The 12151-nt window shown below is 59.1% G+C and carries 15 protein-coding genes and 5 pseudogenes; 14 read left to right on the top strand and 6 right to left on the bottom strand.

Going from position 1 to position 12151, the window contains the following annotated elements; all coding sequences use genetic code 11:
- Positions 1-85: 85 nt before the first annotated feature.
- Positions 86-490, top strand: a pseudogene (locus GA829_RS34400) (transposase); the annotation flags it as partial.
- A gap of 146 nt (positions 491-636) precedes the next feature.
- On the opposite strand, the gene GA829_RS34395 reads toward GA829_RS34400, so the two are convergent.
- From GA829_RS34395 to GA829_RS34385, 4 genes and pseudogenes are all read right to left on the bottom strand, one after another.
- Entirely contained in the window at positions 637-858 is a 222-nt protein-coding gene (locus tag GA829_RS34395; RefSeq protein WP_195180245.1) for a hypothetical protein, read from the bottom strand.
- A 43-nt stretch (positions 859-901) separates the two neighbouring features.
- Complete coding sequence (locus tag GA829_RS34390) at positions 902-2068, bottom strand: sensor histidine kinase (RefSeq protein WP_195180244.1); 1167 nt, start codon at positions 2066-2068, stop codon at positions 902-904.
- 731 nt (positions 2069-2799) lie between these two features.
- Positions 2800-2925: pseudogene (locus tag GA829_RS37810) on the bottom strand (IS110 family transposase); the annotation flags it as partial.
- Between the two features lie 582 nt (positions 2926-3507).
- Positions 3508-3990: a DUF982 domain-containing protein gene (locus GA829_RS34385; RefSeq protein ID WP_258052446.1), complete on the bottom strand. Its 483-nt coding sequence runs from the start codon at positions 3988-3990 to the stop codon at positions 3508-3510.
- Positions 3991-4276: 286 nt separating this feature from the next.
- On the opposite strand from GA829_RS34385, the gene GA829_RS34380 reads away from it, so the two are divergent.
- Both GA829_RS34380 and GA829_RS34375 read left to right on the top strand, forming a co-directional pair.
- Entirely contained in the window at positions 4277-4681 is a 405-nt protein-coding gene (locus GA829_RS34380; RefSeq protein WP_195180242.1) for a host attachment family protein, read from the top strand.
- A gap of 84 nt (positions 4682-4765) precedes the next feature.
- A complete protein-coding gene (locus GA829_RS34375; protein ID WP_195180241.1) occupies positions 4766-5269 on the top strand; it encodes a hypothetical protein in 504 nt (167 codons plus the stop codon).
- Positions 5270-5410: 141 nt separating this feature from the next.
- Here GA829_RS34375 and GA829_RS37090 read toward each other — a convergent pair whose 3' ends face one another.
- The gene (locus GA829_RS37090; protein ID WP_258052445.1) at positions 5411-5905 is read right to left on the bottom strand and encodes a hypothetical protein; all 495 of its coding nucleotides are present in this window, start codon (positions 5903-5905) and stop codon (positions 5411-5413) included.
- On the opposite strand from GA829_RS37090, the gene tnpA reads away from it, so the two are divergent.
- The 11 genes and pseudogenes from tnpA (at position 5894) to GA829_RS37710 (ending at position 11585) form a co-directional block, all read left to right on the top strand.
- Positions 5894-6307, top strand: coding sequence for an IS66-like element accessory protein TnpA (tnpA, locus tag GA829_RS34365; protein ID WP_195180240.1), 414 nt, complete (start codon positions 5894-5896; stop codon positions 6305-6307). The two genes, GA829_RS37090 and tnpA, sit on opposite strands and share 12 nt — an antisense overlap.
- Positions 6304-6657 carry an IS66 family insertion sequence element accessory protein TnpB gene (tnpB, locus tag GA829_RS34360; RefSeq protein WP_195180239.1) on the top strand — a complete coding sequence of 118 codons (354 nt, stop codon included), beginning with the start codon at positions 6304-6306 and terminating at the stop codon, positions 6655-6657. The genes tnpA and tnpB overlap by 4 nt, the downstream gene beginning before the upstream one ends.
- 69 nt (positions 6658-6726) lie before the next feature.
- A pseudogene (gene tnpC, locus GA829_RS34355) lies at positions 6727-7842 on the top strand (IS66 family transposase); the annotation flags it as partial.
- A 57-nt stretch (positions 7843-7899) separates the two neighbouring features.
- A protein-coding gene (locus GA829_RS34350; RefSeq protein WP_195180238.1) for an IS5 family transposase occupies positions 7900-8651 on the top strand; the annotation gives its coding sequence in 2 pieces (ribosomal slippage) (positions 7900-8230 and positions 8230-8651; 753 coding nt in all).
- 14 nt (positions 8652-8665) lie between these two features.
- Positions 8666-9136, top strand: a pseudogene (locus GA829_RS34345) (IS66 family transposase); the annotation flags it as partial.
- Between the two features lie 311 nt (positions 9137-9447).
- A complete protein-coding gene (locus tag GA829_RS34340; protein WP_195180237.1) occupies positions 9448-9651 on the top strand; it encodes a hypothetical protein in 204 nt (67 codons plus the stop codon).
- 130 nt (positions 9652-9781) lie between these two features.
- Entirely contained in the window at positions 9782-9997 is a 216-nt protein-coding gene (locus GA829_RS34335; protein ID WP_195180511.1) for a hypothetical protein, read from the top strand.
- Positions 9998-10497: 500 nt separating this feature from the next.
- Positions 10498-10821: an ATP-binding cassette domain-containing protein gene (locus GA829_RS37085; protein WP_258052442.1), complete on the top strand. Its 324-nt coding sequence runs from the start codon at positions 10498-10500 to the stop codon at positions 10819-10821.
- Positions 10822-10844: 23 nt separating this feature from the next.
- On the top strand, positions 10845-11156 hold the full coding sequence (locus GA829_RS37080; protein ID WP_258052481.1) for an oligopeptide/dipeptide ABC transporter ATP-binding protein: 312 nt from the start codon (positions 10845-10847) through the stop codon (positions 11154-11156).
- A gap of 106 nt (positions 11157-11262) precedes the next feature.
- Positions 11263-11511, top strand: coding sequence for an ATP-binding cassette domain-containing protein (locus tag GA829_RS37075; RefSeq protein WP_308462373.1), 249 nt, complete (start codon positions 11263-11265; stop codon positions 11509-11511).
- A gap of 17 nt (positions 11512-11528) precedes the next feature.
- Positions 11529-11585 carry a hypothetical protein gene (locus GA829_RS37710; protein ID WP_374940456.1) on the top strand — a complete coding sequence of 19 codons (57 nt, stop codon included), beginning with the start codon at positions 11529-11531 and terminating at the stop codon, positions 11583-11585.
- 248 nt (positions 11586-11833) lie between these two features.
- Here the strand turns inward: GA829_RS37710 and GA829_RS37070 are convergent.
- Positions 11834-12107, bottom strand: a pseudogene (locus GA829_RS37070) (IS5/IS1182 family transposase); the annotation flags it as partial.
- Positions 12108-12151 lie beyond the last annotated feature (44 nt).

Here is a 12151-nt window from a genome sequence, read left to right as displayed (position 1 = left end):
GTATGCGTACCGAGCCGGGAACATGATGCCGGCAAGGAAGGAAAGAAATGCTTGACCATTAGCCGCAATTAAAGGGCCGAGACACAGATTGTCAGACCGCAAGCGACACATTGCCGTCGATAAGGATGGGCGCCTGTTGATTGGTTGCGTCTCCACCGCCGATATCTCCGACAGTCCCGACGCTCAGGCGATCCTGGATGGTATCCGCAAGCGCTGGCCCTGGGTCAAGCATCTGATCGCCGACGGCGCCTATGACCGGCTGAAGCTCATGGACAAAGCCACCTATCTCGACTTCGTGGTCGAGGTCATCCGTCGATCCGACGACCAGAAGGGCTTCCAGATACTGCCCCGCCGCTGGTCGTCGAGCAGACCTTCGGCTGGACGACAGATGGCACGGCACCGCCTCGTGCGCGACTACGAGCAGCGCATAGATGTCTCGCAAGCCACGATCCTTGTCGCAATGGGCGCCAATTTCATCCGCAGAAACGCTCAGGTCTCTTACCCGAATTCAGGCTTTCGCAGCCTGACGCCTACACCGACGCCCACCGCTCGCCTTTGACTGCACTTCTCGGCGGCCGAGGTTGGCGATGGCGTATGCAGTCATGCCGCAATAGCGGCTTGTGATGGAATCTGCGGTCAAGAAAACCGCTTCCCCTTAAGCCCGACAGGCTTCAGCATCTCCGCCTTCTCATGGATCGTCGCCAGTGTCTCGATCCAGGCGCCAGCTTTCACCGGGATTTCCTCGCGATCGTTCAGCCATGCGTTCACCAGGGACACATCGCAGCCAAGGCAGCGCGCGAGCGTACTGGGCGTCCACCGGATGATGGATAGGCATTTGCTGAGGCGATCGGGGGTCATGAACTCCTCCTAGGCTATCGCCGTCCGACCGGGCGCGGGCGACCTACACGGCCGCTATGACTGAACTGAGCGGCACATCCAACGTGTAGACAAAACCTGAAGGCTCATAGTTTAGATGCACCTGGCCATTCAATTGAAGGCCTAGGGATTCGATCAAGCGGGTTCCGAAGCTTCGTCGGGTTGGCGGCTCGACGGTAGGCCCGCCTCTTTCGGTCCAGACAAGCCGGAGTCTTTGCTTCGTTTCGTCGACTGACCATGCGACTTCCACCCGTCCGGCAGGGTTGGAAAGCGCCCCGAATTTGGTGGTGTTGGTGCACAGTTCATTGAAGGTCATTGCAAACGCAATAACGGCACCGGAGGTAATTTGGATGTCAGGCCCGTTGAAGTGAAACCGCCTGCCACCGTGGCTGTCATATGGATCAGTTGCACCGCTCAAGGTATGCGTGAGACTGGCATTTGCCCAGCTGACCTGCATGAGCAGGTCGTGCGCTCGTCCCAAAGCGATCAGCCGACCCTCCATGGCCTTCTGCCCCTGTTCGATACTCGTCGCAGCCCGAAAGCTTTGCGATGCGATAGCGCTCACCATGGCAAGGGTGTTTTTGACGCGATGATGCAGTTCCGCCAGAATAAGCTTCTGAAGCTTGTCGGCGGCCTCGCGCTCCTTAGCGTCGATGCCGGCTTGCGCGAGCAAGGTCTTGGCATCGATGCCGGCTTGTTCTAGCAATAGGCGAAGGCTGTCATTCTCCGCCGACAGGACGGCCTCATGCGTCGAGGGATCAAACGCCTCGTTCGAGGCAGCGATTGTCGTGCTCGGCACAATTTTTAATGCTCCCAACCCGATCATAGCCTGCAACTGCTCGGTCATGTCCTCAACACTGAGCGGCTTACCAAAGAAGCGGCTGTCTGCTGGCCTTTCGGTTTCCGACGGGTTCACCAGACCGGAAACCAGTATGATCTTGATCGCCGGCCATCTATCATGGACGGCGTGCGCGAGTTTCAGACCGTCCATGCTGCCCGGCATCTGAATATCAGTAAACAATAACGAAATGTCCGAGCGCGCCTCGAGAATGGAGAGTGCCTCGTCGGCATTGACCGCTTGGACCGCAGTGAACCCCGCATCCTCTACTATGTCCACCGCACGCATGCGGAGCACCATCTCATCTTCCACCACAAGAACGTTTGTCGTCGAAATGGTAAAACTGGATGACATGCGAGGGCTCCTGTTAATGTAAGGAGCCAGGAACGATTTCCGCGCCAATTGCTCAGTGGCGTCGAGAAAGGTTACGGACCCATCCTCTATCGGCCGGTCGGTAAGTCTGCTGCGCCTTAGCGACAAATCACAACAACCAAAACGACAAACGGTTCCTGCCATACAAATTATAATTGAGCGGCCAGATTTGCCGCGCTCTGGTCCTTCGCGACGCTTACTCGCCAGCAGCTCGGGCGTGGCGCCGTGTTTGCGTTCGCCCCGCAAGGGCGCGCTTAACGAAGTGAGCCTGATTTGCCGCCAATAAGCAACATCGTTGATATCGGACCCGTACTGCAATTGGTCGCTCTATTGCGTCCCGGATGCCGGGACGGCGGGCTCGCTGCGATTTTCGTTTGGGTTTTCTCGGCGAGCCTACATCTCTTTGTTGTCGAAATCCCCGCCCTGGTGGTCGAGCGGCTGGCAAACGAACGGTGCTGATCAGCCGCATCGCCGTGAGCGTCTGACTTGGCAAGTGCGCCTCCGAACCAAGGATCATTGCCGAACTTAGGCGTAAGCGGGCACCCGCCGCAATACGCGTGGTGTTCGGGACGGGGCCTCCGTCCTTATCGTTCTATCATGCGCTGCGGGAGAGGGGATACCGGCGATCTCGATGCCCGCCATGCCAAGGCAGCGCTGATGGCTTGCTGCTGCGAAGCCTGTGCAAGGTAAACCTTCGATGCATAATCACAGCCTGCGGGAACGAGCAGCCCGAATGTCTTCATGATTCTGCGGATCTGGTTCGAAAGCACGATGGTGATCCTGACAAGCCTGGTGCGTGCCGCCAAGAGCGGGCGGCTCATCATGCTGTCGAACCCTTTGCGAGTTTCCATGACGACAACCGCGGAAAATCTAAAGCCCCTCCTTTGGAAACCCAAGAACCTGGTCCGAGCGATCGAAGCCGAGTCATAAACGAGAGGCTCGCGGTTCTATTAGCCCAATTCATCCGGCATATGAGAAAAAACCGCAGAACATACCGTGAGTTTTATCGCCCCTGACCATACTTGAGGCACGGCTGTTTCGCCCTCAGTTCCAAATCAACCAATCCTAGCGCAGCAGTGGCTATGTGGGCCCTGGGCAAGACTCCTTGGCGAAAGCCTGCGCGCCTACTACAAAGGGTGATGAAAAATTCACAACCTGTATATGTAGTCTACCATCCGCCAATGGACGGCTTCCCATACCTGGCGGTCGTTCTGGCACCTGACGGAACTGCGATCGCAACGCGTTTCGACACGGCCGAAGAGGCTTCTGCATTCAACAATCAAACGGCTATGAGGCTGCACGGCGACGCCATCAGGCACTGAACGCCAACCTACCGAGATTGTGGGCCTAGCCCGGAGTCCTCACCGTCAGCCTAGAATAGGCGGCGCACTCCTTCCAGCACATTGCCAGATTCCGGCGTCTCAGCGCTGCGCCTTCAATATGCTGGCCTCTCGCAGCAGGGATCCACGGTCAGTACCGACCATATCGATCAGTTCGCGCGCCTGGGCTTCCGTAATCCCGGTTTCGCGCGCTAGGAAACGGATGAGAAAGTCTTTTTGCTCCTCCCTGTGCCCACGATCCCGTCGTTTCTCGTCGGCGATGTATGACGATTTTGGCTGTTCTACCGAACGCGGCGATGGAGCGTCCTCGTTGTGATGCACGCCTTGCACGCTCAGCCCTGCCTCCTCCGCAGCTGCCAAAAACGCCTGCCGGGCATTTTCAACATCGTCCTCCGAAGCCAATGAGCCTGTGCAGGCCTGCAATGCGCTCCGGTATATCGATCCGTGCTCTTCCGGCCACTTCTCCATCAGCAAGATCGCAGCCTCGGATGCACTGGACAACCTGCGAAGTTCTCCATTTGGCAACTCAACCGTCAGCGGAATCCTGAAAAAAGCATCGTGCATCGGGTCATCCCTGTCCCACCATCTCTCAGCGAACGGGGCGCGACGACATTCGTTCCAGCGCGACATGTAATGCGGCCTATCCGTCCAACACCAGGCAGCTGATGCCGGATCTCACAATGGCCGTGCTACTTGGGGGTGCGGCCGGTCGGCGCGGCCCAGGCGGCCGGGCGTCGATAAAAGGCTCAGATCCAAGCATCCATTGGCAGCTTGGGGCGTTAACACTGTCGTCAGTAGGCCCCCCAAACCGATTAGCCAAGGGCTGGCACAATCTCGGAGAACATTACACATGGATATTCCTAAAGGCGCGACCGTTGCTGTGGCCGATGGCGAGAGGCTCAAGCTGTTCCGCAATTCAGGAGACGAAGCCAATCCAAAACTGACGGCCTCGGTCGTGGAAGACGTGGCAAACGAGAACAAGGGATCCGGTGCGCGTCATCAGAGCAGCTCCGCCAATCCGGACAACAGTCAAATCGAGGAGGACAGTTTCGCAGCCGGAACCGCCGATCTGCTCAACCGACAGGTCCTCGGCGGACAAATCGCCAACCTGATCATCATCGCCGCTCCTCGAACGCTTGGCGAACTGCGCAAGCACTATCATCAGAAATTATCGGACGTTCTGATTGGCGAAATCGCCAAGGATCTCACCGGCCATTCGGCCCAGGAGATCGAGAAGGCAGTTGCCAGCGCCTAGGCGCATCATCGACAGGAACTCAAATCTGCATCGCGCCTGCGCTATGATGGTCTTCGCGCCTGCGCCGAATTGAAGGACTTTATCATGACAAGATCCATTGGATGGCTGGCAGCAGCAGTGCTTTGCATTGGAGCGCCTGCTCAGGCCGCTGACGGCGCCTTTCTGAAATCGTTTGCCGGCAACTGGGTTGGAAAGGGCACGGTCAAAGTCGACGCCGATTCCCAACCCATCAAAATCAACTGCAAATTTGCATCTGACGCAACGCAAAGCTCATTGGCGCTTAACGGCAAGTGTACTGGTTACGTGGTCTTCTCGCGGGCGATCGGCGCCGACGTGAAGACGAATGGCAAAACCTACACGGGCATATACACCGGATCGAGCACCGGCCCGGCCGGCCTCAGTGGCAGTCGCTCAGGCAACGCACTAATCCTCGGCATCCATTGGGCAAAAGAAGTCAATGGCGACCGTGCCGCCCAGCTAAGGCTGGAAAAAGTTGGCGACAATGGGATGCGATTGACGACGATCGATAAAGACCCGGCAACCGGCAAAACCATTGTTATCAGTCGGATTGATCTCAACCGATCCTAGCGTATTTGGTTGGCCAAGATCCGGCGCCTCGCTAGTGGGAAGACGGGGCTGCCGCGCCGACTATTACGTGAGCTCGTAGTAAAAATCGCAAATCAGATCCGCGACTTTGACGGCTTCAAAGTCAGTCATGTGCGCGGCTGTCTAAACAGCCACGGCCTCCATATCGTCCTGATCGATTGCCAGAAGATCCAGTATCTTTGCAAGCTTGAACTTGAGCTCCCGGTCCCCAGCAAATTCATCGATAGTGACGTGCAAAATGTTCACATTTGCGTCGATCAATCGCGTTTGTATGGTGTCGGCAGAGGCTGCTAGCGTGCGAATTGCCGCGAAAAAGTGCTCTCGCGCATTGGCGTATTTATCGTCCATTTTGGTACCTTCAAAGGTGAAAAGCTGCGCCCTGGACGTGATGCGCGAACCGGGACTTACGCGTTTGGCATAGGCGGAGTCAACAATGGCGGCCTTCCCGTACTGGTCAGTTTGAAATTCATGGCTTTGCGAATTAACGGCCGGGCTTCGCGGATGAACGTAAGCGCCACGCCGCTCCCCTCGTGCCGCGATTGATGTGAATGTGCCAATAATCCCCGATCGCGAGAGACGGAGGGTCCGGTGGGAGCAGACGGCAAAATGGACGTCCATTTGGACGTCCCGACAACTGGCTACGCAGGCCGGCTCGAGGTTCTGGAAGGTCCGACGGGACGGCGGATTCGCTCGGAGGCTGATAGAGCCCGGATTGCGGCCGAGAGCCTGATGCCGGGGGTTCAGGTTGCTGCGGTCGCGCGCAAGCATGGCGTGACCCGCTGGCAGGTTTACGATTGGCGGCGTCGCCTTCGTCAGGGACGACTGGCGCTGCCAGAAAGCATGGCGCCGATGTTCGCGCCGCTGATGGTGGAAGAAGTATCGGCGCCTCAACGGACGATGCGGCCACCGAAATCGACCCCGGCGAAGGTGGAGATCGTGATCGACGGCATTGTGATCCGAACGGCGGTTGATCTCGAGTATCTGCCGCAGGTGATCCGTGCAGTGCGGGCCTCGCGATGATTGCACCGGGCGCCGATCTGAAGATCTACATGGCGACCCGTCCGGTCGACTTCCGTCGCGGCCTGGACGGGCTGGCGGCGGCGGTGCAGGAGATACTCGGCCTCGATCCTTACGCCGGCGCGGCCTTCGTCTTTCGGGCCAAAAGGGCTGACCGGATCAAGATTCTGGTCTGGGATGGCACTGGAATTGTGCTCGTTCACAAGCGGCTCGAGGGTTCGAAGTTCGTTTGGCCGCAGGTTCGCGACGGGGTGATGCGGATGTCGCCGGCGATGTTCGCGGCCTTGTTCGAAGGGCTGGACTGGAGACTGGTTCGCCCCGAGGGGGCCCGGCGTCCGCAGCTTGCCGGATGAGTGTGGCACAGTGACTCAGGCGCGTTGTCTCCGGTGGCTTTGTCGGCGCTCATGTGATTGATTTGGCGCATGAATCTGATGGTTCTCCAGGAAGAGAACGAGCGTTTGCAGGCGCTCCTGGTCCAGACGCAAGCGGCCTTGGCCGAACACCAGGCTGCTTTGGCTGAATCCGAAGAGGCGCGCCGCCGCCTGGAGGTCATCGTCGGTCAACTCAACCACGAGAAGTTCGGCGCCAGGTCCGAAAAGCTGCATCCCGATCAATACCACCTGCCGCTCGAAGACATGGCGATCGCGCAGGGTATGCTCGATGCCGCGCAGGAAAAGGCGCAGCGGATCATCCAGGGCCGTTCGGACGACACCTCCGGTTCTCGCCGGCGCAACCGCGGTCACTTGCCTGCCCATCTGCCGCGGGTGGAGCGGGTCATCGAGCCCGAGAGCACGCTGTGCCCGTGCGGCTGCGGCGAGATGGCCAGGATCGGCGAGGACGTGAGCGAACGGTTGGACGTGATCCCGGCGCAGTTGCGCGTGCTGGTCACGCGCCGCCCGAAATACGCTTGCCGCCGCTGCTCGGGCGCGGTTGTGCAGGCCCATGCGCCCGAGCATGTGGTGCCTGGCGGCCTGCCGACCGAGGCGCTGATCGCCCAGGTCATCGTCGCCAAGTTCGGCGATCACTTGCCGTTCTACCGGCAGGCCGAGATCTACGCTCGCCAGGGCATCCAACTGGATCGCGCGACACTGGGCAATTGGACTGGCCGGGCCTGCTTCCATCTCAAGCCCATCGCCAGTCACATGAGCTGGCATCTGGCTGGCGCGGATCGTCTGTTCATGGACGAGACCACCGCGCCGGTGCTCGATCCCGGGCGCGGCAAGGTCAAGAAGGGCTTCTTCTGGGCGATCGCTTCCGATGACCGCGGCCATGGTGGCCAAGGCCCGCCCATCGTGCTGTTCCACTATGCGCCGGGGCGCGGCGGCGAGCATGCCGAACGCTTCCTTCAAGGCTTCGGCGGACAGTTCCTGCAAGTTGACGCCTATGAGGGCTATGACCGGCTGACACGCCTGGAACGGCCGCGAGGGCCGTGGCTGCTCGTCCATTGCTGGAGCCACCTGCGCCGACGTTTTGTGAAGCTGGCGCGCACCACCAAGTCCCCGATCGCCGAAGCCGCCGTGCGCCAGATCGCCACGCTCTAAGGCTTGTTGAGATTCAGGATTCCGCCTGAGATTGGATTGTGATTCAAGCTTTGGATGGAACGATTCGTGCTGACGGATGCCCAATGGGCGAAGATGGAACCGCATTGTCTGGGTAAACCAGCCGATCCCGGGCGAAGTGGTGGTGACAATCGCCGGTTCATCGAAGCGTTGCTTTGGATTGTGCGGACAGGAAGTCCGTGGCGCGACCTTCCAGCCTTCTTCGGGAGCTGGAACACGGTTTTCAAACGATACCGCGATTGGGTCAAAGCTGATGTTTTCATTCGGCTTTTCGAAGCCTGCTCGGATGAGCCGGACATGGAATACGCCATGGTTGATGCCACCATCGTCAAGGTCCACCGCCATGGACAGGGCGCAAAAGGGGGACTCAAAGCCAGGCCATCGGCCGCTCCAAAGGCGGCATGACAACCAAAATCCTGGCGCTCACCGATGCACTTGGCAATCTTGTGCGCTTTGTTCTTTTGCCCGGCCAGCGGTTCGATACGGTGGGTGTCGCACCGCTCATTGATGGTGTCTGTTTCGGCGGCTTGATCGCCGACAAGGCCTTCGACAGCAACACCATCATTGCCGACCTCAATGAGCGCGGCGCCAAGATCGTTATTTCACAGCACTCACGTCGGACTTTTTCTCTGCCGCTTGACAAGGAACTCTACAAATGGCGCCACCTGATCGAGAATTTCTTCTGCAAACTCAAGGAATTCAAGCGTCTCGCCATGCGAGCTGACAAAACCGACCAGAGCTTCGCAGCCTTCATCAATCTTGCTGCTGCCGTCATAAATTCACGATGAATCTCAACAAGCCCTACGCCGTCGAGGCGACGGTGCGCGGCATGACGCCACAAGCTCGGCTCGCCGCGCGACAGCAGTACTCCACCCCGATCATCGCCGCCTTGAAGCCGTGGTTTGAAAAGCAATTGTCGATGATCTCTTCGGGCTCAAAGCTGGCCGAAGACATCCGCTATGGTCTTGCCCATTGGGAAGGGCTCACCCGTTTCCTCGACGACGGCCGGCTCGAGCTCGACACCAACCCAGTCGAAAACGCCATCCGACCACTATGCTTGACCAGAAAGAATGCTCTGTTTGCTGGCCATGAGGTCGGCGCCGAAAACTGGGCGCTGCTCTCATCCATCGTGGCCACCTGCAAGCTAAACGACGTCAATCCCGTTGCCTACCTAGCCGAAACCCTCGACGCCATCATCAACGGCCATCCACAGAGCCAGATCGAGGAACTCATGCCCTGGCGATTCCGGAAAACGTCAAGCCCAAATCCATAGGCGATCGGCGAGGCGCTTACGTTTGAACGACAAACAATTGGCGCTGCCCAAACAGCTGACAGCTCGCGCGCTTCCGCCCAGTGATGCCTGCTTCTTTGACAAGCTCGTGAACTACCGGGCCGTCCCTCGCTCTTTGCAAATCGGGTTCGTCAGCCATCGGGTGGCCCTACCACAAGGGGTCGGTTCATATGTCTTTGTTAATAGACGCGTCTGGCCGATTTTGTCTACTGAACCGTCGCCTGCTTTCGAACGGCATAGGGGCGATTGAAAGAGTCGATCGCTTTCGCCCTAGCGCAAAAGGGGAGGTGGCCATGCCATTCACGGGAATAGCGGAACCGGAACAGCTTGGCATGCTTGGCCAGGCGGTGGAGGAGTATTGTCTCATCCATGGTATTTCGGACGTGCAAGGCCGTGACGATGCCGCTTGGCTAATCATGTCAGCATATACGAACGGCGCGAATAGTCTGGACGAACTGTGGGCGGCGCTTGAGACTGAAGAGCGTCGCCAAGCTTAGGCGTGTTACGCCTCCTATGCGCCGTGCACTTTCGGCTGTCTCGGGGACATGGGCCAATACTCCTGGAACGGCTGGACGGTGTGCGAGCTTACGGATAAAATGCTGTTGACCGACAGGATTTACGGCACCGATGGACAGCAAGCGGCTCGACCACAAACTGGACTGCAAAGCGTGCGGGACGATCCTGTTGGACATCCCAAACAACGCGGGGGAGCACACGGCCATTCATTGCAGCCAGTGTGGCGCGTATCTCGGGGAATGGGGAGAACTGCAGGATGATTTTCACAAGCAGGCCGGAGACACGCAGGCCTTCGACCTGAACCACGGCAATATCGTGAAGAAATAGTCCCATCAGACGTAGCGGATCGCTTCTGGTCGAATATCCCGCGGCAGAGCGCTCCGTTGCGTGCCTCGCCGCGCAAATGCTTCAAGCGAGCATGGTCTGGGCTTGGCCCGCCAGCGTAGTTGGCAGCAGCCTTATGGGCCGCGGTGGCATCCCAGGACCGCTTGCCATAGTTGCCACGTCTCGATAGCATTGATGACGGCCCAGCCAACATGGCGTGCCTTTCTTGCCCATGAGGTAAGAGTTTCGGTGTCGCGCTGGCAAGGGTTATGGCTTGTGGCGATCGACCCGTTAGGAACCGGCGTGGGCATGGCGGCAGCAGTGAAGCCAATGGACGACAACGCCGGTGACACGACGAGCTTTGGCAACTGTGCATCGCTCGTGAGAAGCCGCCGCTATCCAAAAGAAAACGGCATCCGAACATTCAGTCGGCATATTACTCGCCCCTGGGCGAGCCCGACCATCTTGCCGCTCCTGCCGATCGCTAGGTCCGGCATATCGGCATGCAGATCGAGGAAAGCCTCATCGCGCACACCAGCCTCAATCGCCGGGAACGGCGGGCCCGGGCGCTGGACCCGATGAACATCGTCGGCATTCCGACGGCTGAGCGTCGTCTTAGGGAATATCCGCACCAGTTTTCGGGCGGCATGCGCCAGCGTGCGATGATCGCGATTGCGCTTGACTGTTCGCCGAAGCTGTTGCTCGCCAACGAACCGACGACAGTGCTCGACGTGACGATCCAGGACCAGATCCTGAAGCTGCTGCTCGATCTGCGGGATCGTCTTTCCATGGGCGTCGTCCTCGTCACGCACGATCTCGGCTCGTAGCCGCCACCTGCGACCGCTTGGCGGTGACGTATGCCGGACGTATCGTCGAAACCGGCACTGTCGCCGATGTTTTCGCGCAGCCCCGCCATCCCTATACAAGAGGATTGCTCGGCTCTGTTCCCCGTGGCCGGGCCGTGCGCACCATGCTTTACTTGATCGAAGGCACCCCGCCGAGCCTCACGGCGCTTCCCGTGGGCTGCGCCTTTCATCCGCGCTGCAGCTTCGCGACGGACGAGTGCCGGCGCGAGCGGCCGCCGTTGCTGGCGGTCCGCGAGCAGCGGATGTCGGCCTGCTTCCACCAGGAACAGGTGGCAGCCATGGAGGCGATCGTATGATTGAGCCGACCCCGATCATTTCCGTCGACGGCGTGACCAAGCGCTTCGCCGGTCCCTACTCCTTGATGAGGCGCATGTCCGGCCAACCGCAGTTGCGGTCCACGCGCTGAACGACGTCAGCCTGGATGTCCATCGCGGCGAAACGCTGGGCATTGTTGGTGAATCCGGCTGCGGCAAGTCCACACTGGCTTGTTGCCTGGTGCGGCTCTTCAATCCCGACCGCAGCACGATACGTTTCGAGGGCAGGGATATCGCCGCGCTGAAGCCGGCCGAACGCCGCAAGTTCAATCGGCGCGTTCAGATGATCTTCCAGGACCCTTATGGCTCGCTGAACCCGCGCATGACAGTACAGTAGCGGAAGTTTCGCAGCGTCTGGGTGTCAGCCCGCATTCGCTTTACGCGTGGAAGAAGAAGTTCCTGAAGCCTTAAGGTTCGGGTGATACGGCCCTCCCTGAAGTGGTCACCACTCTCGGTCGGGCTGTGAATGGTAGCCGGTTGTGGCAAGCGTGCTCCAGGATGGGGGCGGCGAGCGCGTACATTTCCAGCCGAAGCTCAACCCATTTTGTGTTGTTCATCGCCGGATTGAGCATTTCGTTGTTTCGTTGCCTCTCAAAGCCGGAACGAGATCATGGTAGCCAATGCCACCCAGACAGGAAGTTGGTGGCGAGTTTGTCCTAGCCGGTGGCGATGCGGCGGAAATCCTTGAGGCGGCAAAAGGCGTTCTCGATCAAGTCTCGTCCACGGCATCGCTCTTCGTCGCAGCAGATTGATCTCTTTCGATTGTGCGCTGTCCCGGAATTAAAGGCGTGGTCTTACCCTCGCGCAGCGAACGGCGGGCGCTGCCTTCACCTCGCTAATGTTTCCTATCGTCAACATTAGCGCGCAGGGGCGGCCGACGACGTCTGTGAGTGTATGGACCTTCGTTGTCCAGCCGCCGCGCGAACGGCCGATGACTGGCATTGGACCCATCAACTTCAGATTCTCTCCTGTAGCTG

It is taken from the genome of Mesorhizobium sp. INR15, assembly GCF_015500075.1.
GTDB lineage: Bacteria > Pseudomonadota > Alphaproteobacteria > Rhizobiales > Rhizobiaceae > Mesorhizobium.
Note: the sequence above shows the minus strand (reverse complement) of the source record. Positions and strands in the feature narration are given on the sequence as shown.

Bases quoted from the DNA above. Each gene is read 5' to 3' on its own strand.
- GA829_RS34395 (WP_195180245.1), bottom strand. From the start codon at position 858: ATGACCCCCGATCGCCTCAGCAAATGCCTATCCATCATCCGGTGGACG.
- GA829_RS34390 (WP_195180244.1), bottom strand. From the start codon at position 2,068: ATGTCATCCAGTTTTACCATTTCGACGACAAACGTTCTTGTGGTGGAA.
- GA829_RS34385 (WP_258052446.1), bottom strand. From the start codon at position 3,990: ATGCACGATGCTTTTTTCAGGATTCCGCTGACGGTTGAGTTGCCAAAT.
- GA829_RS34380 (WP_195180242.1), top strand. From the start codon at position 4,277: ATGGATATTCCTAAAGGCGCGACCGTTGCTGTGGCCGATGGCGAGAGG.
- GA829_RS34375 (WP_195180241.1), top strand. From the start codon at position 4,766: ATGACAAGATCCATTGGATGGCTGGCAGCAGCAGTGCTTTGCATTGGA.
- tnpA (WP_195180240.1), top strand. From the start codon at position 5,894: ATGGACGTCCATTTGGACGTCCCGACAACTGGCTACGCAGGCCGGCTC.
- GA829_RS37090 (WP_258052445.1), bottom strand. From the start codon at position 5,905: ATGGACGTCCATTTTGCCGTCTGCTCCCACCGGACCCTCCGTCTCTCG.
- tnpB (WP_195180239.1), top strand. From the start codon at position 6,304: ATGATTGCACCGGGCGCCGATCTGAAGATCTACATGGCGACCCGTCCG.
- GA829_RS34340 (WP_195180237.1), top strand. From the start codon at position 9,448: ATGCCATTCACGGGAATAGCGGAACCGGAACAGCTTGGCATGCTTGGC.
- GA829_RS34335 (WP_195180511.1), top strand. From the start codon at position 9,782: ATGGACAGCAAGCGGCTCGACCACAAACTGGACTGCAAAGCGTGCGGG.
- GA829_RS37085 (WP_258052442.1), top strand. From the start codon at position 10,498: ATGCAGATCGAGGAAAGCCTCATCGCGCACACCAGCCTCAATCGCCGG.